Raw genomic sequence first — 26209 nt, 5'->3', positions numbered from 1 at the left:
CCGATTCTGCGCTACGGCTCAACCCCGTGCGGCCCGGATAGCGGGGGCCGACGAATGCGGTAGCAGCCTGTTCATGTCCGCCGGCGTGATCACGTCGACCGTCGCCGACTCGTCCAGCCGGTAGGGCTGGGTGGAGATGATGCCGGCGAGGTGCTTGCGCAGGCGCGACATCTCGGCCCGGACGGTGATCGCGCGGCCGTCGTCGCCGAAGAGGTCGGCAGCCATCTGGGACGCGGTGCGTCCCTGCCGGTGGATGGCCAGCAGGTACAGAATCTCGGCGTGCCGGGGCGTCGGCTCGTGGGTCCACTTCCCCACCTCGCTGCGCACCTCGATACGAGGCTTCTGCGAATCGCGCAGGTCGATGCGAATCGTCGTCGTATTGCCGGACTCCGCGACGAACGAGTCCGCCGAGTCGCCAGGAGTGGAGCCGGCGCAACGCCCATGAGAAGTGGGGCGCACCAGCCATCCACCGGGCAGGGGTTCGAAGTCGCACACGCCGAGGCTCGGCAGCCAGAAGCGTCCCGTCGCGAGGTCCTCGGGCAGCAGGATGCGATTGCGCAGTGCCACCGATTCGACGGCCGCGACCCACCCGTTCGCGTCGACGGCCAGCGCCGGGGACTGCAGGCGCGCCAGCATCGGTGCGGCCACCGAACGCAGTCGATCCAGGGTGGTTCGGTGAATCTCGCGCAACTGCGATTCCGCCAACCTCGCCACGGCGTCCACCAGGGCGATGGTGGTGGGGTGCACCGTCTTGGCCGGCCCGCTGACGTCGATGGCGCCGAGCACCTGGCCGGTACGCGGATCGCGAATGGGCGCTCCGGCGCAGGTCCACGAATGATGGCTGCGCACATAGTGTTCGGCCGAGAAGATCTGCACAGCGCGGCGTGAGACCAAGGCTGTCCCGATGGCATTGGTGCCCACCGAGTCCTCGGCCCAGTTGGCCCCTTCGACGAATCCGAGGCCGTCGGCGCGGTCGAGCACCGACGTCGATCCGCTGCGCCACAGCACTCGACCGTTCCGATCGGCGACGACGAGAATGTTGTCGCCGTCCTGCACCACCGATTCCAAGCCACGGGCGAGGTCGTCCAGAATGTCGAACAACCCCGATTCCCGTCGACTGAACTCGAGATCGGAGGCGTCCATCTGTCTCTCGGCAGGATTGCCCAGTTCCGGGTCGATACCGAGGGTCTGCAACCGCCGCCAGGAGTCACCGATGACCTCGCGGGGACGCGCGGGAGACTTCCCGCCGGTCATGGTCGCGTCGTACACGGCAGTGAGAATCTGCGCGTAGCGGCGCGGGTCTTCGCCGGCCGCCAGCGCAGGTTCAGGGCCTGTCGACTGCGTCATCGCTGTCAATTGTGCTCCAGCTCACAAAGCGGGTTCATGCGGGGTCACCGGTAGACCAAACCACCATCGATCAGCGGTGCCTGTCCGGTCATGTAGTCCGAGTCGGGTCCGGCGAGATACGAGACGAACGCGGCGACGTCCTCGGGAGTCTGCGCCCGACCGAGAGCGATACCGCCGACGAACTTGTCGTAGGTCTCCCCCTCGGCGGCACCGGTCAGCTCGGCGAAGCGCTTGTCGATGGTCACCCACATGTCGGTGCCGACAACGCCGGGGCAGTACGCGTTGACGGTGATGCCGTCCGAGGCGTACTCCTTGGCCGCAGCCTGGGTCAATGCCCGGACCGCGAATTTCGTTGCGCTGTAGACCCCGAGCATCGCGAACCCGTCGTGGCCTGCGATCGAGGAAGCGTTGATGATCTTGCCCTTCTGGCCGAGCGCCTTGAATGTGGCTGCCGCAGCTTGAATTCCCCAGAGCACACCGTCGACGTTGACGGCCCAGATCTTCTTCGTGTCTTCCGGGCGGACGTCGTCGAGCGGCGCGACCTGTGCGATTCCGGCATTGTTGACGATGACGTCGAAGCCGCCGAGCGCTTGATGGGTATGTTCGACGGCCGCGAACACTTGATCGCGATCACTGACGTCGGCGACGAATGTCGTTGCCTTCGAGCCTGTTCGACGCACCTCGTCGGCCACGCCGGCGATCTTGTCCTCGGCCAGGTCGACCAACGCGATGTCGTGCCCGTCGTTGGCCAACCGCAACGCGATCGCCCGTCCGATGCCCTGACCGGCCCCTGTCACCAGCACCGCGCTCATGCGGGTACACCCGTCGAGGGGTCGACCAGAACTTTCATCTTGGTGCCTGCGTGCAGCGCCTCGAATCCGTCGTCGATGACGCCGTCGAGCGTGATCTTGTCCACCCAGCCCGTCGTGTCGTAGTGGCCCTGGCTCATCAGATCGATGACGGCCTCGTAGTCGGCGGAGGTGTAGCAGAGCGATCCCTGGATGCGGGATTCGTTCATGACGAGCTTCTGCAGCGGTGTGGTGAGCGGCTTTTCGTAGATCGCGACGCTGACGAGCGGTTTGCGAGCACCGATGCAGCCCAGCGCGGTCTCGACGGCCGGTTGCACACCGGCCGCGTCGTAGATGGCGTCGGCCCCGTTGCCGTCGGTCAGATCGGCGATGAAGGCGGGCACGTCCACTGACGTCGGGTCGAGGGTCTTGGCACCGAGCGCTTCGATCGAGGCGCGACGCGTCGGCGACGGTTCGACGACGTAGACGTTGTCGAGTCCCTTACCGCGCAACGCGAACCACAGGCCGATGCCGATGGGGCCGGCTCCGAACACCATCGCGGTGTCCTCGGGCTTCGGATCCCCCAGTGTCGCAGCGTGATAGGCAACCGACATCGGTTCGACGAGGGCACCGAGTTCGAGAGAGACGTTGTCGGGTAGGGCGTGAATCATGTCCGTGGGGACCACGGTGTATTCGGCCATTCCGCCGTCGGACATCAGTCCGTGGAAGCCGATCTGCGCGCAGATGTTGTAGTTTCCTGCCCGGCAGGGTCCGCAGTGTCCACAGCGGTAGAGCGGTTCGATGGCAACGCGATCGCCGACCGAGATGCCGGTGACACCCGTGCCGAGCTCGGTGACCGTGCCCGAGAACTCGTGTCCGAGCACCAGGGGCATCTCCTGGCCGGTCAGCGGATGCGGCGAGGTGGGGATGAAGATGGGGCCGGCGTAGTACTCGTGCAGGTCGGTTCCGCAGATTCCGTTGAACCCGACCTTGACCTTGACCTGCCCCGCACCGGGATTCGGCTCGGGTACGTCGGTGATCTCCACCTTGTTCGGGCCGTAATACACAGCTGCACGCATCGGTTCTCACTCCTGACTGAATTGGATGCACACAGGTTTATGTGACGACGACCACTTCCGACAGGGTTGCAGTGCGTTGCATCGAATCGGTCGCACTGCAACCTCCCGCAACCCTGACGGTGGGCTGTGATTCAGCTCATAGTGACGGCGACCCTGTCGACCCACCGAGAAGAGACCCCCATGACCGCAACCGCAGACCGACCCCTCGACGAGCCGAAAACGGCGTCAGCACAGGGCAACTGGCTCGTATTCGGACTGGCCAACCTCGCCGTGGTCACGGCCGTGTCGCTGGCGACCTGGTATGTGCTCGCCGATCCCACCACCAGTCCCTGGAACTTCTATCCGCTGCCGTTCAACGCCGCGCTGTTCTGGGCCATTCTCTTCATCGTGTTCATCGGATTCGATTGTGAATTCGCCGGATTCGACTCTTTGAAACAACCGATGCGCGGGCTCGCGATCCTGACTACGACGGCGGTGTTCGCCGTTGCCGTCACCTGGATCCTCGGCAGCGGCCTCGGGGCGTTGTACCCGGATTTCGCCGGTTCTCGCGACGGCGGGCTCGGCTACTTCGCCGGAGCGCTGTTCGTGCTGTTCGGATTCGGCACCTGGGTCATGGTGGTCCTCAACTGGCAGCACTGGCCGTGGACCGTGCTGCGCATGAAGCAACCGCTGATCGGGCTGTGCGAGATCGCATTCGTCGCCGTCCCGACCCTCGCGTTGTACTTCGTGTTCGGACTGCCGTCGGTCTCGCTCTCGGCCACCGATCCCCTGATGTCCGTGGAGACGGATATCGACAACTAGCGTTTACCGCCGAACCGGCCTAGCCTGGCGCAATGCGCGCTGTCATCTACGCTCGAGTCTCGCAGAACCGCGACGGCAGCGGCCGATCTCCGGACGAACAGATTGCCGCGCTCAAACGAGTGGCAGACTCCGAGGGCTGGCCGTTGGGTCCGGTGATCCGCGACGACGGAGTTGGCGCGTCCCGATACTCCGGCAAAGCCCGGCCCGGCTACGCCCAACTGCAGGAGATCCTGCAGACCGATGACGTGCTGATGGTGTGGGAGCAGTCCCGACTGAGCCGCCAGGTAGGCGAGATAGCGGACCTGCTCAAACTGTGCCGGGAACGACGCGTCAAGCTCTACGACGGTACCGCTGTGATCGACCCCGACAATCCCGAGCACGAATATCAGACCACCCTGTCCGCGGCGGCGAGCGCCCTGGAGTCCGGTCGGACGAGCAAGCGGGTCGCTCGCAACGCCAAAGCCCGAGCCGAGTCCGGAAAACCACACGGAGACTTGGGTTTCGGGTTTCGCAGAGTGTTCGACTCCGACGGATCGAAACGGTATGTGCTCGACGAACCGCAGGCTGACCTGATCCGAAAAGCAGTGTCGGACATACTCACCGCCGGCAAGTCGATCACTCGAATTGTCAAGGAGTGGAACAGTTCCGGCGTCCCGCGTCCGAGCAAGACAAACAGCGCTCACGAGTGGCAGCACATCGTGGTCAAGCAGACGCTACTGCGCGAGTCACTGGCGGGAATTCGCATCTACCGCGGCCAGGTGACAGACACGCCGGGAGACTGGCCCGCGATCATCACCAGAGACGAACACCTACGCCTCAAGTCCATTCTGACCGACCCTGACCGACACATCGCGCACGGGCCGGCACCGACCCGACTACTCACCGGAATAGCACTGTGCGGGAAAGAATTGGCCGACGGAGTTGCGTGTGGTCGCCCCGTGCGCTGGGCCAATCAGAACGTGACACCGAACATCACCCGTCCGAGACTGCCCCAGTACCGGTGCCCGCTCAACCACGTCTCTCGACGTGCGGACAAGGTCGACGAACGCACCGTCGAAGCGATGAAATTCCTGATCGAACGATGGCGAATGGAGGAGCTGTTGGCGCAGCCCGAGGAGACCGACGATTCGGCCGCTGCACAGGCCCGTGTGGAACTCGACGCGCTTAACCAGCAACTACTGCAGGCAGCACGCGAAGAGGGCGCAGGAGAGCGCACACGGGCCGAGTACATAGCATTCCGAGAGGGCATCATGCCGCGGATCGAAGCGCAGAGGGCGATAGTCGATTCCAGCGCAATCGACCCGATTCTCTATGCGCTGCCCCTTGACCCCGAGGGCACCTTGGACGACGCCGATATCGACCAAATTCGTGCATTCATCCGTGCCGCGCTCAAGGTGGAGATTCTGCCGACCCGTCGCGGTGTCCGTGAGTTCGACGCCGATGCAATTCGATTCACCGATATCTCCACCCGCGGACCCGCGACGGTGCTACTGCTCCGCTGAGTCAAAAGACTCACGGGAACCGTGCTAACGCGTGCTTGACCGACACATTATTCGTGTCTCGGGAGCACGTATTAGGTACCTGTATTGTTGGTGACAGATAGAACAACGGCAGTGACCGACCTGCCGGGAAGAATTGCCCAACGTCTGCTGATGGCTCAAGAGCGGAACGCGTAGGTAGCGGAGTCGGCGCTACTCCTACGGTGCCCCGCAAGGAACTCGAAATCCCTTGTGAGGCAATACTATGTCCGTTTCAACTCGTACCCGCTCGCTCGGTGGCACCCTGGCCCGTACCCGCCAATGGCACCCTGAGCGCGACACCACCGAGATCGAAACCGAGCTGGCCACCTCGAAGATCTCCGACCGCGTCAAAGAGATCGTGGCCAGTGCGCCGCCCCTGAGCGCCGAACAGCGTTCCCGCATCGCGGCATTGCTGGTGACCCCGCAGTGAAGTCGATCGGACAATGCCAGGGCAAGCGCTATTCCAACGAATTCGCTTATGCCGCAGCCGATCCGGTTGACCTGGCAGCCGTCGAGCAGTATTCCGAGAACGGTAAACCATTGTGCGTCCACCCCGATTGCGAGAAAGAAGCGCGCAGCCGTAGCCGGTGCCAAAACCATTACCAGCAATTGCGCCGTCGGGAAGGAATAGGAAAATGAGTAATTACGGCCCGAGAATAGAACCGGGATTCTTCCAGCAGGACGCAATTCTGAAACTGCAGCAAACAATCGAAGGTAGGTCGGCAATTCTGTTACTGCTGGAATTGCGCGCTCGGTGTTTCGAGACACTGTCCGACGGGTTCGTTCCGGCATACGGAGTTCGTTCGGCTACCGGCCACCCAGATCCCGATAGTGCGCTCGAGATGCTGATCGTTGTCGGTGCGCTCGTTCCTGCCGAGAACGGTAAGGGTGAACCGGGCTGGCAACTGGACTGGTCGAGCCAGATCGACGCCGCGACCATCTCGAAGCAACGCGCCGACAAAGCCGCCTGGAACCGGCACCAGAACAAGAACCACAGCACGTGCGCTGCATATCCCAACTACAACTGCCACAAGAACGGCGACTACAAGAAGTGGCTGGCAGATCACCCAAATCATCTAGGTGACCTAGATGGCGACCGAGACGGTGACCAACCAGGTGATCCTCTCGGAAGCTCGACTCGACCTGACTCGACTCGACCTGACTCGACTCGACCTGACTCGACACGAAGTGAGAGAGGAAGGGAGGGAGAGGTAGTACCAAAGATTACCTCCGCTCCTACGTCGGTCGGTCGGTCGGATCGGTCGCTGGGGCTCCCTCCTCCCTCCACTCCCTCCTCCGTCGCTGCGGTCGAAGAACAAGAGACAAGCGCACCGCCGAGCGCACCAACGAAAAGCGCATCTGCGACAAGTGTCATTGATTTCTCCGATGATCCGGAATTGACGGACGCGCTCAACCGACTAGACGCATTGAAGGAATAGGGCGCATGCAAAACATCATCCTCACGCGCAAGGTTGTCGAAGACGAGAACATCGTTTTGCACCTTTCGTGGAACGCTCAAATTGAATTGAGCCAATGGACGGAAGCGCATACGGTTCAATGGCGCAAGTATGCGGCGATCATCCCGCAAGCACATAAAAAGGCGCAACAATTCATGCGAAGAAACGGAATTGCGAGTTCGATGATCGCTGCACCGGACTGGTTTTTACCCGAAGAAGACATGGACGGACCGCCGAGAGTTACCGCGTTCTTCAAAGTTGCCGCCGACGATGAGCACCAGGCATTGTCGGAGATCAAGAGAGCGCTTGTCGACACGATCGAGCAGTACGAAACGCCGTACGTCCCGCGTCCTGACCCCCTGAGCGTTACGGACAGCGACGACGCCGACGATCTGGCACCCGAGTGACCCCCAGGGTACAAAAATGCCCCAAAATCGAACACAGGATCAAGTGCTCGAATCTGGGGCATTCAGGGCGGGACGGTCTACGAATCGACCGAAAACACGGCGACGATCTCGCTGCCGTCGGTGTCGAACATCGTGCCGGGTGCCGGGACGAATTCGGTCAGGAACGGGTTGTGCCGGATCGTCCGAGCGCGGGTGGTGGGTCGATCGAGAACTGGTGCGGACATGTGAAACCTCCGGGTTGTCTGCGCGGTGACCTGCCCGAGTATACCCGACAATCATTATCAAAAACCAACCGACGAAAGTGAATACCCGTGAGCAACAACGACATTGAAGAACGAGCGACGTTTCCAGAAGCCAAACCGCGCATCCGCTTCGAGGTAGTCGAGCCGCCCGAATTGGACGATCGTGGCCGACTGGTGTTCGCCCGAGTCTGGCGCGACCGATGACCACCGAGGGCCAATTACTGGCGCACGTTCGCGCCCACGTCCACGGATGCAGCGCTCAATCGCTCGTGACGGCAGGGTTTCCGATCCGGTTGATAGTCGAGCTGATCGAGACTGGCCGACTGGCAGAGACAAGCTCAGGGCGCATCCGATACATCTGGACCGACACCGACAATCTGGAGACCCGGTAGTGGCATGGAACGCGCGCTACGACGGCCATGGCGACCCTTGCTCGGTGTGCTCGGAACCGATCGTCGCCGGTCAACGGGTGGAGTTCGTGTGGATCGACGGTAAGCGACGGATCGACCACGTTCACGAGCAGGGCGCATCCAAGCAAGCACGCAAATGGAACTCGGGCCACTGGGAGCCGGCCAATGTCGCCGGCCGTATGAAACGAGCAGCAGCACGCCAGAAACCGCCGACCCAGACAGGAACGCCATGACCGTCACCCGCAAGCTCTACGACCACCTGAGCGCTGCGCTCGATGCCCTGCAGCCCGAGCAACGCGAGCAGATCCGGCTCGATCCTGGCACCACTGCGCATCACGTCGGCTACCGGATCGAGTTCCGAGCGGCAGGGATCACGTACGCGAGCGTCGACCGCGAGTTCTTCGACACCGAGGTCGAGTGGATCGAATTCGTGGACGCGCACACCGACTGATCTGTCGCACTATCGCGAGGCTCGAACACCGATTAGACTGGCAGCCAGCAAGGTTCGATCGGTGCTCCGGTCAGTGGGTGTTCGAACCTCGCGAGCAGTAGTCCGCAGTTCCGGCCCTCGGGGGTCCGTTCCGCGACGAAATGCGTAGCAGGACAAGCAGGCCCGGCAATATACGCCCGAGGTCTATCCTCCGCATATCAAGGATAATCCATGAGTTCTGACATCCAGCGGCACGGGTTTGCCTATACCGAGATCCGTTCCCAGTCCGGCGACGGGCGCACTCTCGACATTCTCGCAGTCAAGTTCGATGTGGCCGACGAGATCGGCTCTGTTGCTGATGGTTACGGTTTCTACGAGACTTTCGACCGGCACAGCTTCGACGAGACACTCCGGCGCAACGGTCCCGCGAAGATCCGTCTACTGGCGCATCACGACATGAGATCCAATCCGGTCGGTGTGCTCACAGACGCCTGGACCGACAACGTCGGTGTTCACGTCACGGCTCGACTGAGCGACACGACCCAAGGTCGAGATACCGCAACGCTGATCGCCGACGGCGCACTGACCGACGTGAGTATCGGATTCAGGGACGTGAAGTCGACGTGGTCCGACCACAACCGGCGCGTACTCCGGCAGGAAGTTGCCTGGCGTGAACTCTCGATCGTCAATCTCGGAGCACTGGCCGACGCCAAGATCCTGGCCTCGCGGTCCGAGACCCGAACACTCTCCGCAGCAACGGCACAGCGCCGCCTGCGACTACTCGATCTCTAATTCCGAAGGAACCACAATGAACGTAAAAGACATGAACCGCGAGGCGGTTACCAAGTTTCTTGCCGAGGCAAAGGCTGAACTCACCCAGTTGGTTACGCGCGGAGAAGATCTCGACAGCGCCGGGGAACAGCGATTCGACACTCTCGAAGCTGAGTACCGTGAGGCCAAGGAACGGCTCGAATCGATCGACGCCCGAATGGCACTGATCAAGGATCTCGGGTCCAGCGAGGACCATCTCGACGACCCGATCGTACGTACCGTGACCGCGAACAAGCCCGATCCGCTCAAGGGCGCACTGACGTTGACGCGCGGACAGTCGCTGGTCGACTACAACCGAGTGAACGGCATCGTCAAGGCCGAGGAGCGCGCACCGTCGTTCGACAAGTACATGCGCGGACTCGTGACCGGAGAATGGCGCGGCGCGGAACTGGAACGGGCTCTGTCCGAGGGCAGCTCGACCGCTGGCGGCGTGTTGGTCCCGACGCCCGTTGCGGCATCCGTGATCGACCTGGCGCGCAACCAGTCTCGCGTGATCGAAGCGGGCGCTCAGACGGTGCCGATGGAGTCCTCGACGCTCAAACTCCCGCGACTGACCGGCGACCCCGGACCCGCATGGCGCGCAGAGAACGGAGCCGTGGCCACGAACGATCTCACGTTCGACGCCGTGACCTTGTCGGCCCGGTCGCTCAGTCGACAGATCATCCTGTCACGCGAATTGTTCTACGACACAGACATTTCGGATATCATCGCTCAGGCATTCGCGGGTTCGTTCGCTACCGAGCTGGATCGAGTGGCTTTGCGGGGATCGGGTACCGGACCGGAACCTCGGGGCATCCTGAACACGTCCGGTGTCACGGTATCGACCCACGGCACCAACGGCGGCGCACTGAGCTACGACTTCCTGCTCGACTCCGCTGGCGTGGTCCTTGCGAACAACTACGTCCCGACGGCGCACATTCTCGCATCACGCGGAGTCACAGCGCTGGCGAAGTCGAAGGAGTCGACCACGGGCGCATACCTGGCACCGCCTGCATCGTTGCTCCCGCTGCTCGCCACCAACCAGATCCCGACCAACCTGACGACCGGCACGTCGACCACGTCAACCGAGGTGTACACGGGCCAATGGAACGCGTTGGTGTTCGGCATCCGGCAGGGATTCGAGATCGAGTTCTTGCGCGAGCGCTACGCCGACAACGGGCAGGTTGCGTTCATTGCCCACCTGCGCGCTGACGTGGCGGTGCTGCAGCCGAAGGCATTCGTAGTCGATACCGGCGTCAACTGATGAATGGCGGCCTCGGTGACCTGATCGGTATCGGTCTGTACAACGCAAGAGTTGCCGAGGCCGAGTTCTTCACCGAACGTCCGACGCGAGAGGGCATTCCGATTCAGTTGTGGCGCTGCCTGCCCAATTCGCCGGACTCGATCGTCTACGTCCGAACGTATGTCGGACCTGGCATCGAGCCGGAAATGCGCCCATGGCGACTCGGAGACCTGCCGCCCAAGTAGAGAATTACCTGCACCACCGAGTCAGACCGGCGCACAGAGAATTTCGTCTGGTTCGACGTGGCGGCATCGGGTCGATTCGGTGGTGCAGGTTCCCAAGTTTCTCAGGGCTCAATTGCAGGGCTCTGAGGTCGAGTGTCCGCGTGGCGCTCGATGGCTCGACAGTCCGAAGTGCGCACAGGGGCTTGTGACTTCATTCACCCGACCGCGCAAGCGAAACGTCTGTGGTGGGCGTGAATTCGCCTGTCGAGCTACATACATCCCATCGGATATCTTCGCGGATCTCACCGATGGGAGCGACAGCCCCGGCTCGATCATCGTTGCAGCGCAATCGCATCCCACCGTGCGCCGGCGCTCCGAGATCGAGCCGGGGTTGTTCTGTGTCCGAGGTAGTTCGGCAGGGCAGCAGCTTCGGTCGGAGAGGGCTAAACCATCCACGCGGTGCGGGTCCACAAAGCCCGCAGGTTGTTGGTGTTGAACCATGGCGTGGTCGGGTGGACGTGGACGAGCCGTGGTCGACGCTTGCACGAGTACGACATCGGTGCGCCACACGCTACCCACATCTGCACAGTGACCAACATTGCCAACTGTGCCAACCACCAACTGATACTCACTGTGTTGACCATCAACTGCACAGTCCTTGGCAACCCATGCACCATCACAGCAGCAGCGCACGCCATGCCTGCCACGAGCCAGACGACCAGTAGTCGTAGTGCCCAACGTGATGTGCGTTGCACGATTCCTGTGTTCCACACTTGCACAACTGTATTCGTAATCGTTGTTCTGATTGATGTTCTATTGCTTGATGTTTCGATCGTTGTGTCTTGATCGACAGTGTCGATGGTCGTGGTGTCGGTCGGTGCTGGCGCTGGGAGAAGTGGACTGCCTCCGAAGGCGATGTCTGCGTACATGGTTGCCCTGCGATTCTGTGTCGATGAATGAGAACTGCTCAGGTCCCCATAGCTCGAGAGTGACACAGCTGTAAGTCGTTGTCTAGCAACGTAGGCCGAGACGGCAATGAATGATCATGCATGGCTATGCATGGCGTAGGTGGGTGGGGGGGCGTATTGCCCACGGGCACAGGGGGTCCCGGCTGACCCCGCACGCAGCCCAGCCCCTCTCTCTGATGAAAATGTCCTACATAACGCCTGGTCAGAGGCTTAGGGGTGTCCGTTTTAGGGGTACGATTTCATTTTTTGGGAAAAGTGTCAAAATTGTACCCCGATCGAGCCTTGCAGTACAGACGTACGGTTACATTTCATGCATGATTTTTGCATACTTTTCCGGCCCGTCGAACCTCGCGAGCACGAACGCGCGCAACGCATTACACTGGCCGTCGCGGGAGAAACGGAAGCTCGCCCGCACTGCTCGATTCTCTGTTGACGAACACCATGCGCCCGCTCAGCGCAAACGAAAGCCCCGACCGCCGTGCATCCGGTAGTCGGGGCTTTCGTGCGTTCGGACTCAGGCAGACGTTTGAACACCCAGCACGTTGCAGCGATTCTCGCGAAGGGCCTTAAGTAGGTCTTGGTCGATCTGTATCTGTCCCTCCGACATGGAGCGAGTGACGCCTCTGTCAAGCGCTACTTCAATCGTCGCGAGCCGCCAACGATCGACTCGCGCAAGCACTTCGTCGTCGCCGGGTTCGGGTCGATGCCTGAGCGCCGCGGGGACTTCGCTCCAGATTGCAACTAGGTCCTGTAGTTGCTCATTGGTCAAGGTTTCGAGTAGCTCACGATCGTTCATTCTTAGTCCTCCGGTAGTTCGTCCCGACCGTCGTTCGATCATGCGCCTGCAGAGCACACCGCGTGGCGGTACGGTGCGAACTCAGCAGAGCGCGAGACCCTGTTGGATCATCGGGCCGATGTCGACTTTGACGCCAGGGAAGTCCGAGTCTTTCCATATCGCGGCCAGGTCCTCGAATTCGCCCGTCGACTTCGCAGACCCGTTCACCGCGTACATAGTCCCGTCGGCAGAGAAAGTCACTCGATCCGGCGCGCCGCACATCAGGACACCCTGCGGCACTGTGAACGGCCAGTCGCCGGTCCATGTGGACTCCGAGACTAATCCTGCAGGCTGGTTGCGCGCAGTCGGCTCTGCCGTGGTCGGTGCCGCTACTACTGGTGGGGTGGTCGACGTGATCGGTGCAGCGCGGACCGTGGTTTCCGGCGTCGGTGCCGCAGTGTCACCCGAGTCGGAGCAACCCGCTATGGCCAGCAGCGCCAGTGTCGCGCCGGCAATCCATATCGTCCGCATTGCATACCCCCGTGCCGTTGCTTTATGAAGCGGACCAAACGGTATCAGGGCTCGGTGTCCGTGTCGTCGTTACCGAGCCACCGGGCGACGTAGTGCCCGTAGACCGGGCCGAGGGCGAACAAGGCGATGGGAAAGAGGTAGTCGAGCGCTGCAGCCATGTTGCTGACCTTCCGGGGTTCGCGTGAGAACGACCCGGCCCGAGGCCAGCAGTCAGAATGTGTCGACGGCGACCGGGGGTCGAGTGCGCTTAGAGAGCAACCCGGCCCACAGCCAGCGGTACGTTTCACACTAGAACGAGGGCCGCCAAAACTGACGATGACACGCCGAATTCGCAGCACAGAGCCCTTGGATCGACAACCGACAACAGTAAATGTTCGTCGACACCACACTCGGCTGGTTCTACTCGATCGTCGTCTCGGTGATCCTGACCGGCCAGACCCTCGACAACTGGCCCTGGAAATTGGCCGGCGGCGGCGGACGGACCGCACTGGCGGCCACCGTCGGCAACGCGGTGCTCGGCACCGCGATCTACTTCCTGATGGTTCCGCTCGCGAAGCTACTCGTCGGCTCGGAAGCCACCGCAGAACTCGGCACGGTGATCAACCAGTTCCCGGCACAGATCGGAGTCTGCTGGGCATTCTGGATGATCTTTTGGGCGAACGGCTTCGGCAATCGCTTCCCCGCGGCGGGACGCGCAGTACTGACCTTCGCGCTGGCCATCGGCACGTTCCTGGCCTACTACTACGTTCTTGCCGAGCACGTGCTCCACGAACCCGTCGTCGCGGCCGGCATCTCCGGCAACGCACTGGGCTTCGTCGACTGGCTGGTGCTGTGGACGTTGATCTACGTCGTCGGATTCCAGTCGTTGGGGTTGAAGAAGCTGTCACCGGCATGAGCCGCTGCAACGCATTGCAACTCTCGACCCGGCTATCCGAAGAGAGTGTGCTGGGTCACATACACGGCACCTCTTCATCGCAAGGAGTTTTCATGACCCAGACCATCGAGCCCGACTCGATCACCCGCACGCACACCCCGCAGGAACGGGTCGACGCCTGGTTGTCGAAGTTCGAGGACGCCCTGGTCGCCCGGGACATTCCTCGTGTTGGCGGCATGTTCGCCGTCAGCAGCTTCTGGCGCGATCTCGTCACGTTCACCTGGAACCTCAAGACGGTCGAGGGCCGGGACGGCGTCGCCGACATGCTGGGCGAGAGGCTCGCCGATACCGACCCGACGGGATTTCACACTACCGAGACCCCCGACGAAGCAGACGGCGTCGTCTCGGCGTGGATCGCATTCGAGACGGCGACGAGCCGCGGCAAGGGACATCTGCGTTTGACGACGGACGCCGAGACCGGTGACGACGTGGCGTGGACGCTGCTGACGACGATGCAGGAGCTCAAGGGATACGAGGAGCGGCAGGGCAAGTCCCGCATCAAGGGTGCCGTGCACGGCTCGAATGCCGATACCCAGAACTGGGCCGAGAAGAAGGAGATGGAGGAGAAGGAGCTCGGCTACAGCGTGCAGCCGTACGTCCTCGTCGTCGGCGGCGGGCAGGGCGGCATCGCTCTCGGTGCTCGGTTCCGTCAACTCGGCGTCCCGGCGATCGTCGTCGACCGCGCCGAGCGCCCCGGAGATCAATGGCGTGGCCGATACAAGTCACTGTGCCTGCACGACCCGGTCTGGTACGACCATCTCCCCTACCTGCCGTTCCCACCGAACTGGCCGGTGTTCGCGCCGAAGGACAAGATCGGCGACTGGCTCGAGATGTACACCAAGGTCATGGAGGTTCCGTACTGGAGCAAGACGACCGCGAAGTCCGCGACCTACGACGAGGCCGCGAAGGAGTGGACCGTCGTCGTCGACCGCGACGGCGAGGAAGTGATCCTGCGGCCCAAGCAGTTGGTGATGGCCACCGGAATGTCGGGCAAGAAGAACGTGCCGAACTTCCCCGGCATGGACGAGTTCGAGGGCGAGCAGCACCATTCCAGCGAACACCCCGGTCCCGACGCCTATGTCGGCAAGCGCGTGGTGGTCGTCGGTTCCAACAACTCGGCGCACGACATCTGCAAGGCGCTGTACGAGACGGGCGTCGACGTCACGATGCTGCAGCGCTCGTCCACACACATAGTCAAGTCGGATTCGTTGTGCGAGATCGCTCTCGGCGATCTGTACTCCGAGCGCGCAGTGGAATCCGGAATGACCACGGCCAAAGCCGATCTCACGTTCGCGTCGCTGCCGTACCGGATCATGCACGAGTTCCAGATCCCGGTGTATCAGCAGATCGCGGAGCAGGACAAGGATTTCTACGATCGCCTCGAGAAGGCAGGCTTCCAGCACGACTTCGGTGACGACGGTTCCGGCCTGTTCATGAAGTACCTGCGCCGCGGCTCAGGCTACTACATCGACGTCGGCGCATCCGAGCTCGTCGCGGACGGCAAGATCAAACTCGTTGCCGGGCAGGTGGAGCGGATCAGCAAGACCGGCGTCGTACTCGAGGACGGGACCGAACTACCGGCGGACCTCATCGTCTACGCCACCGGCTACGGGTCGATGAACGGCTGGGTCGCCGATCTCATCGACCAGGAGACCGCCGACAAGGTGGGCAAGTGCTGGGGCCTGGGCTCGGACACCACCAAGGATCCCGGTCCGTGGGAGGGCGAACAGCGGAACATGTGGAAGCCGACGCAGCAGGAGAACTTCTGGTTCCACGGCGGCAATCTGCATCAGTCACGCCACTATTCGCTGTACCTGGCGCTGCAGATCAAGGCGCGTTACGAGGGCATCGACACCCCGGTCTACGGGCTGCAGGAGGTGCATCACCTTCGGTGACGGTCGTGCGCGGAAACTCGTAGTGGGCTACGAGTTTCCGCGCACATGGCTGCCTAGTCGTACACGCCGGTCCCCTGCGCCTTGGCGATCAACGCATCCTCGGAGCGCACCTGATCGAGGTTGACCACGCGGGTGGACAGCACCGTCGAGTACAGCCAATCGGTGGCCACGCGCACCCGGGTGGAGGCGGTGGGCAGGGCATAGAGGTGATAACCGCGGGCGACGAACTTCGCGACGGCTCCGGTGAGGGGCACACCCAAAGGCTTTGCCACACCGTCGAATCCGCCCAGGTCGGCGACCAGTCCCAGATCCTTGTGTCGGTACGGTCGAGCAGTACCGACACCGAGGGACGCGGCGACGTTCTTGGCCACCGCTGTGCCCTGCCGCTGCGCGTGCTGCGCGGTGGGCGGCGTCGGCTTCGACGGGTCGGCGGCGATATCGGGCACCGCGGCCGCGTCACCGATGGCCCAGACGTCGTCCACGCCGGGGACCGTGAGGTCGGGGTTGACCACAAGCCGGCCCTTTTCGGTCGGCAGGTCGAGTTGCGCGATGAGGGGGCTCGCAGCCACGCCCGCTCCCCACACCAGGGTGCGTGTCGGTACGACGTCGCCGTCCGTCAGCGTCACCGCGTTCGCCGTGGCCGATTCCACCGACACCCCGAGACGCACCTCGACGCCGCGAGCGGCGAGGACTTCCATTGCTTCCTTGCCGAGTCGCTCGCCCAGTTCCGGCAGCACCGCCGGCGCGAGGTCGATGAGCAACCACCGGATGTCCGACGGGTCGACCGTCGCCCACCGGGTAGCGATACCGCGAATCCAATTCTGCATCTGCGCAACGAATTCGGTGCCCGTATAACCGGCTCCTACAGCGACGACGGTGAGCCGTTCCTTGCGTTCGGCGCGGCCCTCCGGCGTGTCGGGCAGTTCGTCGGCTGCATCCAACTGCTTCAACACGTGGTTGCGAATGAACACCGCTTCGCTCAGGGTCTTGAGACCGTGTGCGTGCTCGGCGACACCGGGGATGTCGAACTGCCTCGTCACCGAACCCGGGGCCAGAATCAGCTTGTCCCAGGCCAGTTCCGAATCACCGTCGGGACCGGCGACGCGAACGCGTCGATTCTCGAAGTCGACGGACGTGACGTGTCCCAGCACCAACTTGGTGCGCCGCAACGTCTGCCGCGTCGACACCGCGATGTCCCGCGGATCCAGCACGCCGGTCGCCACCTCGGGCAGCAACGGGCTGTAGAGCAGGTAGTCGTTGGGCGCAACCAGGGTGAACGAGGCGCGGTCCGGGCCCAACAGCTTCTGCATCTTGCGCAGTGCGTAGAAGCCGCCGAACCCGCCGCCGACCACCACCACCCGGGCTGGGGATGCGGGAGCCGGGGCGGTGCTGCGATTACGGAGTGGTGAGCGCATGGTCCACATTAACGCCGAGTACCGCAGCTCCGCCCCGTCAAACGTGGACCGGGCGACGAATTTCTAGACCAACCGGGCTTCCGGGGAGCCGGTCTTGCCCGCATCACGCTCGACCGAATCGCCGAGGGCTTCGTCGATCTTGGCGAGTACATCCGCGTCCAGGGTGACCTCGGACGCCTTGATGTTCTCGGCGATCTGCTCGGGACGCGATGCCCCGACCAGCGCGGCGGAAATGTTGTCGTTGGCCAGAACCCAGGCAACAGCCAACTGCGCCATGGTGATTCCGAGATCGTCGGCGATCGGCTTGAGTGCCTGCACCCGGGTGAGCGTCTGATCGTCGAGGTAGCGCGCGATCATCTTGTCGCCGCCCTTGTCGTCCTTGGCGCGCGAACCGTCGGGCAGCGGTTGTCCGGGTAGGTACTTGCCGGTGAGCACGCCCTGAGCGATGGGTGACCAGACGATCTGCGAGATGCCCAGTTCCTTGGACGTCGGGATCACCTGATCCTCGATGACGCGCCACAGGGCAGAGTACTGCGGCTGGTTCGAGATGATCGAGAACCCGTTCTGCCGTGCCAGTTCCTGGCCGGCGCGGAGCTGATCGGCCGTCCACTCCGAGACGCCGATGTAGAGGGCCTTGCCCTGACGGACGACGTCGCCGAACGCGGCGATGGTCTCTTCGAGCGGGGTCTCGACGTCGTAGCGGTGGGCCTGGTAGAGATCGACGTAGTCGGTACCGAGCCGACGCAGCGAGGCATCGATGCCTTCGAAGATGTGTTTGCGTGAGAGTCCGGTGTCGTTGGGACCCTTGGGTCCGACGGGGAAGTAGACCTTGGTGAAGATCTCCAGCGATTCGCGGCGCTCGCCCTTCAACGCGTCACCGAGGACCGTTTCCGCAGCCCCGTTGGCGTAGACATCGGCGGTATCGAATGTGGTGATGCCTGCATCGAGAGCCGCACGCACGCACTGGGTCGCGATGTCGTTCTCCACCTGCGAACCATGGGTCAACCAATTGCCGTAGGTGATCTCCGAAATCTTCAGTCCACTGTTTCCGAGGTATCTGTAAGCCATGTAAGAAAACGGTACTCCGGTGTTCAATTCACAAGTGGCCGACGACCGAGGAACCGCGTCCCGACGCCTGCGAGGACCACCGTCGCCACTGCCGCGCCCGTCGAGAGCCACAGTTCCATGCTGGGCCACGTGGAGTTGTGCAGGGCGGATGTGAGCGGCGTGTACGCAGTCCAACCGTAGGTGACGACCATCGGCACCGTGATCGCCACCGGTACCGCGAGGCCGATGGTCAAGGGCGTGGGGGTCGAGGGAGTGGTAGTAGCCGGCGTGCACGCCACGTACAGGTAGGCCGCAGCGGCCGGGAAGATCACCAGACTCGCCGCGTAGTGCACGTTGTCCCATGGGGACCGCTCGAACAGCGCGGTCGTACACACCACTGCCAGGGTCGCGAATCCGACGATCGGTCGACCCCAGCGCAGCCCGAGTGCCGCGCCCACTGTCACCGCAACTGCCGTGATTGCCACGAGCCCGAGCACCCAGATACCGTCCGACACATCGACGCCCACCCCAGCGGTGGTGGTCGAGGTGAGCAACACGGCTGTCCCGGCGAGCACAAGAATGCCTCCGCGACCCGGTAGCAGAGCGGCAGCAGCGAACAGCACTGGTACGACGACGAGGCCGAAGTACCAGCTTCCACCGAAGCCGTCTTCAGCTCGAAACAGCATCTGCACGAACAACATATTGAGCAGCAAGCCACCGATCGAGATCAGTAGTATCGCCCCGATCGGTCGGATGCTCCGTTCCGGTGGCGCATGGTCGTCGCTGCGGTCGACAAGAGCTGCCCAGGCCACTGCAGTTACGACCAGTACGCACAGCACCGGAACGACCACCGGCGGGCCGATATCGGATTCGGTGAGGTAGTCGGCGTAGCGACGCGGGATACTCGGATGCTGCAAGGCCTCGACCGCGCCTGCACTGAGTAGTCCGACGAGGAGCGACCCGATCGACAACGCTTGTCGAACTCGTACACCGCTCGCCCGTACTGCAGTGCATCCCAACAGAACTCCGCCTGCCACCACCTCGGCGAGGTCGGAGGGCATCATCAGGGCCGTCACCCCGGCGCAAATGGCCGCAGCGATGGACAGGCCCGCCAGAATACTGCGCCGACGGACGAGCATAGCCAGACCCGACGCCAGAATCACTGCTACGGCGACTCCCCCTCCGCCGCTGGAGAACACCACACCCCCGACGCTGGTGTCGCCGAAGATATCGACCCCGTCGGATTGCGAGAGCAAACCGGCCAGGAGGCCGGAAAGAACGATCGCGAGCGATGACATCCCCGAATTATGCACGGCCACCACGGTAGGTGCGGGATGCCGCAATAATCTTCTCCAAAGTCTGTGCAAATGCACGCAATTCGTCCTCACCCACCGCGGCGCCCACCGCGTCCGACCACGCGTGTTGAGCATCTCGCAGAGCGGCTACGGTCTCGCGTCCCTTCGGGGTGGGCTCGAGGAGCTTCGCTCGCTTGTGGTTCGGGTTTTCGCTGTAGACGGCCCAGCCCTTGTCCACCAACAGGTTTGCGGTTCGTTGCACACTTTGCCGCGCCAAACCCAGACCGACGCGTCGCGCTATATCGGCCACCGAGAGCGGCTCGTCGAGAGTGGCCCCGAGAACCTGCCACCAGGCCGGCGTCAATCCTGTCGGTTCGGTGATGTCCTGTGCGGCAGCGAGGAATTCGCCGTTGAGCTCGAAGACCGGCAGGACCACCTCGGTGAGCGCGTCCCCCTCCGGCGTTCGTCGGCTCATGCGCCCGTCAGCTGGTCGTAGAATCTGCGCTCCCCCGTTGTGTAGAGCCCGTACCATGCGTCGATGATGGGCTGCGGGAACACGTCGAGGCGCTCGAACACCAGCTTGGCGAACTCGATCGGTGCCGTCGCTCCCGCGGTGATGACGGTGCCGTCGGACACTGCCTTCTCCTCACGGTAATGCTCCGCTCCGCGGTATTTCGCAGCCTGAGTGAGGAATTCGGCGGCATTCGAGGTATGTGGCCGGTCGTCGAGCAGGCCGGTCCGAGCCAGCCCGTAGGTTGCCCCGCAGATTGCTGCGACCGGGGTGCCCGCTGCCACGAGTTCGGCGGCCAACTTCAACGCTGCCTCGTTGGCGGATTCCCACGTGCCGGCACCGGGCAGGATCAGCGCGTCGACGGGCGGAAGATCGGCCAACGCAACGTCGGGGGTAATCCTCAGGCCGCCCATGGTCGTCACCGCCTCCCCCGACTCCGATGCGACGAGCAACCGGTTGGCGTCGGGATTCTGCTCGCGGGCCATCGTGAGCCCGGCGATGAGGTAGCCGTACTCCCAATCGGCCATGGTGTCGGTGGCATACAGCGCAACGGTGATCATGGAACGGTCCTCACATCGATTGACAGGATGCTGTCAATGCTGCGCGCAAGACAGCAGGCTGTCAACCCTTCCACGAATCTTATAAACCAATTGGTTGACTACGCAGCTCGAGGGGCATATCTTGCCTGTATTCGAGGAGGTGGGTGACCATGGACGACCGTATCGAGCAGCTCAATCGAACCTTTGCAGCGTTGGCGGACCCCACTCGGCGTGACATGGTTGCTCGGCTTGCGGGTGCCGACGCCAACGTCAGCGAACTGGCCGAGCCGTACGACATGAGCCTGCAGGCAGTCTCCAAGCACGTGAAGGTGCTCGAGGACGCCGGGCTGGTGACGCGCAGCAAAGACGCCCAGCGCAGACCGGTGCATTTGGATGCAGAGGTGTTCGGACTGATGGCGAAGTGGATCGAGCGTTACCGCCAGGAGGCCGAGCAGCGCTACCGACGTCTCGACGACCTGCTGGATCACGTTGTAACACAAGACGACTCTCAGAAGGACGTGTCATGAACGAGCACGAAACCGAGATAGTAGCGGACGACAAAGTACCCACCATCGAGATCATCAGGCAGTTCGACGCGTCGCCCGAGCAGGTGTTCCGCGCACACGTCGACCCCGATCTGTATCGGCAGTGGGTAGGCCCACGGTCGGTGACGACGCGAATCATCGCGTGGGACGCACGAACCGGCGGCGCATGGTCGTTCGCGAACGACCGCGACGGCGAAGAGATCGCGTCGTTCTTCGGCAGCTTCCACGAGGTTCGCGCGAACGAGCGGATCGTGTGGACCTTCACCTACGAAGGCGATCCGGATTCGGTCGCCCTCGAGACCATGGCTTTCGGGGCCCGCGACGACGGCGGTACGCGATTGAGGGTGTTGAGCGTCCTGTCCGACTTCGCAACCCGAGACGGGATGCTCTCCAGCGGAATGGATGTGGGAGTCAGGGAGGGTTACGAGAAACTCGATGCACTGTTGACGGGACCGGCTGCACAGCATGCACGGGACGCTGCCGCGTTCACGGCGTTGGTCGATTCCGTTTCCGGGGACGCGTGGTCTCGGCCCAGTCCGGTACCGGAGTGGAACGCGCTGGGTGTCGTCGAACATCTCGTCGGTTGGTCACGTGGTTTCCTCGGCGGTGTCGAGGGTGTCGAGCTCACCGAACTCGACGTGACGCGCGACCCTGCCGCCGCGTGGGCGCAACACGTCGCCGACATCCAAGCCATCCTCGACGCCCCCGCAGGCCGCATCCTGAGCAATCCGCACATCGGCGACATGCCGGTCGAAGACGCGATCGACCGGTTCTACACCGCCGATGTGTGGATGCACACCTGGGACCTGGCCAAAGCCCTGGGACGCGAACCCGGTCTCGACGAAGAGCGTTGCGCCGCAGCGCTGATCGCCATGAAGCCGATGGATCGTGTGCTCCGCGAGAGCGGGCAGTTCGGCCCCGCCGTCGACGTCGACGACAACGCGTCCGCCCAGGACAGGTTGATGGCCTTCATCGGACGCGACCCGTCCTGGTCACCCGACAACTAGCTACCCACAGCCTCGAGCTGCGGACGAATCTTGTTCAGCGAGAACTCGACCGACGCTTTCGATGGTGTATTGAATCCCACCACCGTCGCGTAGTCGACGACGGCAACTCCGCCGCCGGTCGCCGCGGGCAGGCTGGTGAACCCCGGAAGTTGTTCGAGGTCTTCGCGCGTGCCGCCGTTGGGGAGAATGACCACGAGGTCTGCGGTGAGAACGTCCAGCCGTTCGGGGCTCAGCACGATCCGGCCGTGAGAGATATCGGGCGAGTTCACCAAATCCTGCGGGACGTCGAGTCCGATGCTGTCGAAGACCTTCGCGGCACCGTCCTCCGGGTCGGCGACGACCGCAAGCTGCTGACTGTCGAAAACGAACTGCGACAACACAGCCGACTTACCGTCGAGCGCCGGGTACTGCTGACGGATGCCATCGGTTACGGCATGCCCCTCGTCGATGATGCTCTGTGCATCGTCCTCGCGATCGAGCACCCGCCCGAGCGTCTCGATCTGCGATTCCCACGTCTCGACCTTCTCCGCCTTCGGAAATATCGTGGGCGCGACGTCGGACAAGCTCTTGTACGGCTCTATCGACGGTATCCCCGACAGCAGGATCAGGTCGGGCTGTAGCGCCGCGATCTGCTCGGTCGGCACCGAAGCCCCCATCTGATCGACGGCGGCCGAGTCGAGCATCTGGGCATCCGTATCCACTGCGGACTGCCAGGGGTAGAGCCCGCGTTCGTCGCCGTTCGATCCGGCGGAGACATACCCGACGGGTTGCACGTCAAATTCGAGCAGCGCGTCCACCCACTGCTGCCCGAATGCGACGATGCGCTGTGGCGTTCCCGTGATCTGCGTGGGTCCGACGAGTGTGTCGACGGTGACGCTGCGGGTGTCGGAGCCGGCGTCGTCAGCGGTGTTGCTGCTGCACGATGCCAGCGTCAGGGCCGTGGCGACGGCAAAGGCGCACCCCAGGAAGGTCCTTGTCATCGGCAGAAATTAGCACAGCCTTGCCTTCCTGAGGTGAGCTACGTTCACATGTACTTGCGCAGCTCCATCTTCGCGATGGACATCTTGTGCACCTCGTCGGGACCGTCGGCGAGCCGCAGCGTCCGCACGTGTGCGTACATCATCGCCAGCGGGAAGTCGTTGCTGACTCCGCCGCCGCCGTGCACCTGAATGGCGCGGTCGATGATCTTCAGCGCCATCTCGGGTGCAGCGACCTTGATCGCTGCGATCTCGGTGCGCGCTTCCTTGTTTCCGACGGTGTCCATCAGGTAGGCGGCCTTGAACGTCAGCAGCCGCGTCTTCTCGATCTCGATGCGCGCCTCGGCGATCCAGTCCTGGATGTTCGCACGCATGGCGACCGGCTTGCCGAAGGTCACCCGTGAAACCGCACGGCGACAGAGCAATTCGAGCGCTCGCTCCGCAACACCGATGGTCCGCATCGCGTGGTGGATGCGGCCGGGCCCCAGTCGAGCCTGACTGATGGCGAATCCCTCACCCGGCCCCTTCAGCACGTCCTTCGCCGGCACCCGCACGTCCTCGAAGAGAACCTCGGCGTGGCCCTCTCGGTCGACGTAGCCGAAGACGGGCAGGTTGCGCAGCACGGTGACGCCGGGCGCATCGATGGGCACGACGAGCATCGACTGCTGCCGGTGCGTTGCTGCCTCGGGGTCGGTCTTGCCCATGACGATCAGGACCTTGCAGTTCTTGTGCATCGCGTTCGACGTCCACCATTTGCGCCCGTTCAGGATGAAGTCGTCGCCGTCGCGGTCCATCTTCATTGCGATGTTGGTGGCATCGGAACTGGCGACGTCGGGCTCGGTCATCGCGAAGGCCGAACGAATCTTACCGTCCAGCAACGGCTTCAGGTACTTCTCTTTGTGCTCGTCGGTACCGAAGAGGGTGAACACCTCCATGTTGCCGGTATCGGGTGCGTTGCAGTTGCATGCCTCGGGGGCGAGCAGGCTGCGGCCCATGATCTCGGCCAGCGGAGCGTATTCGAGGTTGGTCAGGCCGGGGCCCCACTCGGGGTGCGGGTGGAACAGATTCCACAGTCCACGCGAGCGCGCTTCCTTCTTCAGGTCCTCGAGAATCGGGGGATGGAAGTGCGGGTCCCCGGCTTCGAGCATCTGTTGCTCGTACACCGCCTCCGCCGGATAGACGTGAGAGTCCATGAACTCCAACAGATCCGACTCGTACTTCTTTGCGCGGTCGCTGGTCTCGAAAAATGCCACGTTCAGTTCCCCTGTTGGTTGTCGAGCAAGCTGTCCTGGTAGCGGCGCATGCCGCGCAACCACCGGTCGTAATCGGCACCTTTGTTGCGGTACATGTCCAGTACGTTCTCGTGGGGCAGGATCAGGAACTGCTCCCGGTCCATCGCGTCGAGCACCACGTCGGCAACGTCGAGGGGCTCCAGCACAGCGCCCGCGCTCAGCACCGCGGCAGTTGCGGCCGCTCCCAACGCATCTCCCGATTCGCGGCCTTCGTAGAGCAATTTGGTATTGACGCCCATCGGGCACAGGCAGCTGACGCGAATGCCCCGATTGCCGTAGGTGACGTTGAGCCATTCGGCGAACCCCACCGCGGCATGCTTGGTCGTCGCGTATGTGGCGGAACCGATCTGGGTGAGCAAGCCGGCTGCGGAGGCCGTACTGACGAAGTAGCCCTCACCACGATCGAGCCAACCCGGCACCAACAGCTGCGCAGCGCGGATGTGTGCGCGCACGTTGACGTCGAAAGACAGGTCCCAGTCCTGTTCGCTGGCGTCGAGCCCGGGGGCGCCGCTGATGCCGGCGTTGGCGAAATACAGATCGACCGGACCGAACGACTCGTCGGCGAACGCGATCAGCCGCTCGATATCTCCGATGTCCGACGCGTCGGCCGCGGCAGCGACGGCTGTGCCCGGCCGGTCCCGCTCGATGGCGTCGACGACGGATCGGGCCGTGGACTCGTCCACATCGGAGACGACGACGCGGGCTCCGTGTTCGGTGAGTCTGGCGGCGATGGCTCCGCCGATTCCGCCACCACCTCCGGTGACGATGGCGACCTTGCCTGCAACCTTCATTCCCCAGGTATAGTTGAAGTCAGATTCAAGTTCAACCCTGGTTGGATGAACTGCCAGGTCAGCGCCGGTGTGTCATGCCCTCGGCCGCGTCGGATCGGTGATCCAACCCGACCACGAGCCGGGATACAACGCGGCATCGATGCCTGCCAACTCCAGTGCGAGAACCTGATGTGCAGCGGTCACGCCCGAGCCGCAGTAGACGGCGACGTCCTTTCCCTTCGGTACGAGTCCACCGAATGCGCCGTCGAGTACCTCCGGGGGCAGGAAGCGCCCGTCGGAATCGACATTGTCGGTCGTCGGCCTGTTGACCGCCCCGGGGATGTGGCCGGCCACGGGATCGACTGGCTCGACCTCGCCGCGGAATCGCTCGGGTGCGCGGGCGTCGAGCAGGACGTTCTCGCGGGCGAAGGCCAGCACGTCCCCGACTTCGAGGACCCGGGCCAGCGGCGGCCGCGCCGTGAACGATCCGGCCGCCACGATCGAGGGCTCGGTGCCGACTGAATAGCCCTCGTCGACCCATCGCGCGAACCCGCCGTCGAGTACGCGCACATCCCGGTGGCCGAAGTAGCGGAGCAACCACCAGGCCCGCGCAGCCGCAGTTGCCGGGCCCGCGTCGTAGACCACCACCGCGGAATCGTCGCCGACTCCGGCTCCCCGCATCGCCGCGACGAACGTGTCCGCATCGGGCAGCGGATGGCGGCCACGATCATCCGGGTCGTTCCTGCTGGCTCCACTCCCGTCGTCCGGCGGTGCCGCCAGTTCCGTACCGAGATCGACGAATTGCGCGGTCGGGATGTGCCCCGCCTCGTAACCTGCTCTGTCGCTACCATTTTGAAGGGTCCACCGAATGTCCAGGACCACTGGGCCGCGACCCATCTCGAACAGACCGTGCAATTCGGAAGCTGATATCAGCGGCGACTGGCTCATAG

The 26209-nt window shown here is 63.2% G+C and carries 28 protein-coding genes and 1 pseudogene; 14 read left to right on the top strand and 15 right to left on the bottom strand.

Going from position 1 to position 26209, the window contains the following annotated elements; all coding sequences use genetic code 11:
* Nucleotides 1-18 precede the first annotated feature (18 nt).
* The 3 genes from AB0O58_RS07075 to AB0O58_RS07065 are packed head-to-tail and all read right to left on the bottom strand — an operon-like array spanning nucleotide 19 to nucleotide 3214.
* Complete coding sequence (locus AB0O58_RS07075) at nucleotides 19-1347, bottom strand: GAF domain-containing protein (RefSeq protein WP_366238060.1); 1329 nt, start codon at nucleotides 1345-1347, stop codon at nucleotides 19-21.
* Nucleotides 1348-1391: 44 nt separating this feature from the next.
* Complete coding sequence (locus tag AB0O58_RS07070) at nucleotides 1392-2159, bottom strand: acetoin reductase (RefSeq protein WP_045841415.1); 768 nt, start codon at nucleotides 2157-2159, stop codon at nucleotides 1392-1394.
* Entirely contained in the window at nucleotides 2156-3214 is a 1059-nt protein-coding gene (locus tag AB0O58_RS07065) for a 2,3-butanediol dehydrogenase (RefSeq protein WP_032373843.1), read from the bottom strand. The genes AB0O58_RS07070 and AB0O58_RS07065 overlap by 4 nt, the downstream gene beginning before the upstream one ends.
* 180 nt (nucleotides 3215-3394) lie before the next feature.
* On the opposite strand from AB0O58_RS07065, the pseudogene AB0O58_RS07060 reads away from it, so the two are divergent.
* From AB0O58_RS07060 to AB0O58_RS07040, 5 genes and pseudogenes are all read left to right on the top strand, one after another.
* Nucleotides 3395-4000, top strand: a pseudogene (locus tag AB0O58_RS07060) (hypothetical protein); the annotation flags it as partial.
* Nucleotides 4001-4047: 47 nt separating this feature from the next.
* Nucleotides 4048-5517 carry a recombinase family protein gene (locus AB0O58_RS07055; protein ID WP_366238059.1) on the top strand — a complete coding sequence of 490 codons (1470 nt, stop codon included), beginning with the start codon at nucleotides 4048-4050 and terminating at the stop codon, nucleotides 5515-5517.
* A gap of 241 nt (nucleotides 5518-5758) precedes the next feature.
* The gene (locus AB0O58_RS07050; protein ID WP_366238058.1) at nucleotides 5759-5965 is read left to right on the top strand and encodes a hypothetical protein; all 207 of its coding nucleotides are present in this window, start codon (nucleotides 5759-5761) and stop codon (nucleotides 5963-5965) included.
* Nucleotides 5962-6174: a hypothetical protein gene (locus AB0O58_RS07045; RefSeq protein ID WP_366238057.1), complete on the top strand. Its 213-nt coding sequence runs from the start codon at nucleotides 5962-5964 to the stop codon at nucleotides 6172-6174. The genes AB0O58_RS07050 and AB0O58_RS07045 overlap by 4 nt, the downstream gene beginning before the upstream one ends.
* Nucleotides 6175-6979: 805 nt before the next feature.
* The gene (locus AB0O58_RS07040; RefSeq protein WP_366238056.1) at nucleotides 6980-7399 is read left to right on the top strand and encodes a hypothetical protein; all 420 of its coding nucleotides are present in this window, start codon (nucleotides 6980-6982) and stop codon (nucleotides 7397-7399) included.
* Between the two features lie 77 nt (nucleotides 7400-7476).
* Here the strand turns inward: AB0O58_RS07040 and AB0O58_RS07035 are convergent, their stop codons facing one another.
* Nucleotides 7477-7623, bottom strand: a complete 147-nt coding sequence (locus tag AB0O58_RS07035) for a hypothetical protein (protein WP_155291167.1) — start codon at nucleotides 7621-7623, stop codon at nucleotides 7477-7479.
* A 409-nt stretch (nucleotides 7624-8032) separates the two neighbouring features.
* On the opposite strand from AB0O58_RS07035, the gene AB0O58_RS07030 reads away from it, so the two are divergent.
* The 5 genes from AB0O58_RS07030 (at nucleotide 8033) to AB0O58_RS07010 (ending at nucleotide 10779) form a co-directional block, all read left to right on the top strand.
* Nucleotides 8033-8284 carry a hypothetical protein gene (locus tag AB0O58_RS07030; RefSeq protein WP_366238055.1) on the top strand — a complete coding sequence of 84 codons (252 nt, stop codon included), beginning with the start codon at nucleotides 8033-8035 and terminating at the stop codon, nucleotides 8282-8284.
* Nucleotides 8281-8502, top strand: coding sequence for a hypothetical protein (locus AB0O58_RS07025; RefSeq protein ID WP_366238054.1), 222 nt, complete (start codon nucleotides 8281-8283; stop codon nucleotides 8500-8502). The genes AB0O58_RS07030 and AB0O58_RS07025 overlap by 4 nt, the downstream gene beginning before the upstream one ends.
* A 210-nt stretch (nucleotides 8503-8712) precedes the next feature.
* A complete protein-coding gene (locus tag AB0O58_RS07020; protein ID WP_366238053.1) occupies nucleotides 8713-9273 on the top strand; it encodes an HK97 family phage prohead protease in 561 nt (186 codons plus the stop codon).
* A gap of 16 nt (nucleotides 9274-9289) precedes the next feature.
* On the top strand, nucleotides 9290-10555 hold the full coding sequence (locus tag AB0O58_RS07015; RefSeq protein ID WP_366238052.1) for a phage major capsid protein: 1266 nt from the start codon (nucleotides 9290-9292) through the stop codon (nucleotides 10553-10555).
* On the top strand, nucleotides 10555-10779 hold the full coding sequence (locus AB0O58_RS07010) for a hypothetical protein (protein WP_366238051.1): 225 nt from the start codon (nucleotides 10555-10557) through the stop codon (nucleotides 10777-10779). Before AB0O58_RS07015 ends, AB0O58_RS07010 begins: the two co-directional genes overlap by 1 nt.
* A 422-nt stretch (nucleotides 10780-11201) precedes the next feature.
* Here AB0O58_RS07010 and AB0O58_RS07005 read toward each other — a convergent pair whose 3' ends face one another.
* Nucleotides 11202-11531, bottom strand: a complete 330-nt coding sequence (locus AB0O58_RS07005; protein WP_366238050.1) for a hypothetical protein — start codon at nucleotides 11529-11531, stop codon at nucleotides 11202-11204.
* A 1072-nt stretch (nucleotides 11532-12603) separates the two neighbouring features.
* Entirely contained in the window at nucleotides 12604-13032 is a 429-nt protein-coding gene (locus tag AB0O58_RS07000; RefSeq protein ID WP_366238049.1) for a DUF2511 domain-containing protein, read from the bottom strand.
* Nucleotides 13033-13402: 370 nt separating this feature from the next.
* Between AB0O58_RS07000 and AB0O58_RS06995 the strand changes: the two genes are divergently transcribed.
* Nucleotides 13403-13927, top strand: a complete 525-nt coding sequence (locus AB0O58_RS06995) for a hypothetical protein (protein ID WP_366238048.1) — start codon at nucleotides 13403-13405, stop codon at nucleotides 13925-13927.
* Nucleotides 13928-14019: 92 nt separating this feature from the next.
* Nucleotides 14020-15861: an NAD(P)/FAD-dependent oxidoreductase gene (locus AB0O58_RS06990; protein ID WP_366238047.1), complete on the top strand. Its 1842-nt coding sequence runs from the start codon at nucleotides 14020-14022 to the stop codon at nucleotides 15859-15861.
* Between the two features lie 53 nt (nucleotides 15862-15914).
* On the opposite strand, the gene AB0O58_RS06985 is transcribed toward AB0O58_RS06990, so the two are convergent.
* The 5 genes from AB0O58_RS06985 to AB0O58_RS06965 all read right to left on the bottom strand — a co-directional run bounded on the left by AB0O58_RS06985 (nucleotide 15915) and on the right by AB0O58_RS06965 (nucleotide 20689).
* A complete protein-coding gene (locus AB0O58_RS06985; protein WP_366238046.1) occupies nucleotides 15915-17276 on the bottom strand; it encodes an NAD(P)/FAD-dependent oxidoreductase in 1362 nt (453 codons plus the stop codon).
* Between the two features lie 63 nt (nucleotides 17277-17339).
* A complete protein-coding gene (locus AB0O58_RS06980) occupies nucleotides 17340-18344 on the bottom strand; it encodes an aldo/keto reductase family protein (protein ID WP_032369362.1) in 1005 nt (334 codons plus the stop codon).
* 23 nt (nucleotides 18345-18367) lie between these two features.
* Nucleotides 18368-19621 (bottom strand): hypothetical protein, encoded by a 1254-nt coding sequence (locus AB0O58_RS06975; protein WP_366238045.1) that lies wholly within the window; start codon nucleotides 19619-19621, stop codon nucleotides 18368-18370.
* A 7-nt stretch (nucleotides 19622-19628) separates the two neighbouring features.
* The gene (locus tag AB0O58_RS06970; protein ID WP_366238044.1) at nucleotides 19629-20093 is read right to left on the bottom strand and encodes a MarR family transcriptional regulator; all 465 of its coding nucleotides are present in this window, start codon (nucleotides 20091-20093) and stop codon (nucleotides 19629-19631) included.
* Complete coding sequence (locus tag AB0O58_RS06965) at nucleotides 20090-20689, bottom strand: DJ-1/PfpI family protein (protein ID WP_366238043.1); 600 nt, start codon at nucleotides 20687-20689, stop codon at nucleotides 20090-20092. The genes AB0O58_RS06970 and AB0O58_RS06965 overlap by 4 nt, the downstream gene beginning before the upstream one ends.
* Before the next feature lie 149 nt (nucleotides 20690-20838).
* Here AB0O58_RS06965 and AB0O58_RS06960 point away from each other — a divergent pair, with 149 nt between their 5' ends.
* On the top strand, nucleotides 20839-21195 hold the full coding sequence (locus AB0O58_RS06960; RefSeq protein WP_032364507.1) for a metalloregulator ArsR/SmtB family transcription factor: 357 nt from the start codon (nucleotides 20839-20841) through the stop codon (nucleotides 21193-21195).
* Entirely contained in the window at nucleotides 21192-22220 is a 1029-nt protein-coding gene (locus AB0O58_RS06955) for a TIGR03086 family metal-binding protein (protein WP_366238042.1), read from the top strand. Before AB0O58_RS06960 ends, AB0O58_RS06955 begins: the two co-directional genes overlap by 4 nt.
* Here the strand turns inward: AB0O58_RS06955 and AB0O58_RS06950 are convergent.
* From AB0O58_RS06950 to AB0O58_RS06935, 4 genes are all read right to left on the bottom strand, one after another.
* Nucleotides 22217-23200, bottom strand: a complete 984-nt coding sequence (locus AB0O58_RS06950) for an ABC transporter substrate-binding protein (RefSeq protein ID WP_366238041.1) — start codon at nucleotides 23198-23200, stop codon at nucleotides 22217-22219. The two genes, AB0O58_RS06955 and AB0O58_RS06950, sit on opposite strands and share 4 nt — an antisense overlap.
* A gap of 44 nt (nucleotides 23201-23244) precedes the next feature.
* Nucleotides 23245-24450: an acyl-CoA dehydrogenase family protein gene (locus AB0O58_RS06945; protein ID WP_027494412.1), complete on the bottom strand. Its 1206-nt coding sequence runs from the start codon at nucleotides 24448-24450 to the stop codon at nucleotides 23245-23247.
* A gap of 2 nt (nucleotides 24451-24452) precedes the next feature.
* Nucleotides 24453-25280, bottom strand: a complete 828-nt coding sequence (locus AB0O58_RS06940) for an SDR family oxidoreductase (protein ID WP_287452763.1) — start codon at nucleotides 25278-25280, stop codon at nucleotides 24453-24455.
* Nucleotides 25281-25352: 72 nt separating this feature from the next.
* Nucleotides 25353-26207, bottom strand: coding sequence for a sulfurtransferase (locus AB0O58_RS06935; protein ID WP_287452761.1), 855 nt, complete (start codon nucleotides 26205-26207; stop codon nucleotides 25353-25355).
* Nucleotides 26208-26209: the final 2 nt, after the last annotated feature.

Source organism: Rhodococcus sp. NPDC080181 (genome assembly GCF_040702225.1).
Lineage (GTDB): Bacteria > Actinomycetota > Actinomycetes > Mycobacteriales > Mycobacteriaceae > Rhodococcoides > Rhodococcoides fascians.
This window is presented reverse-complemented; position numbering and strand designations above follow the sequence as displayed.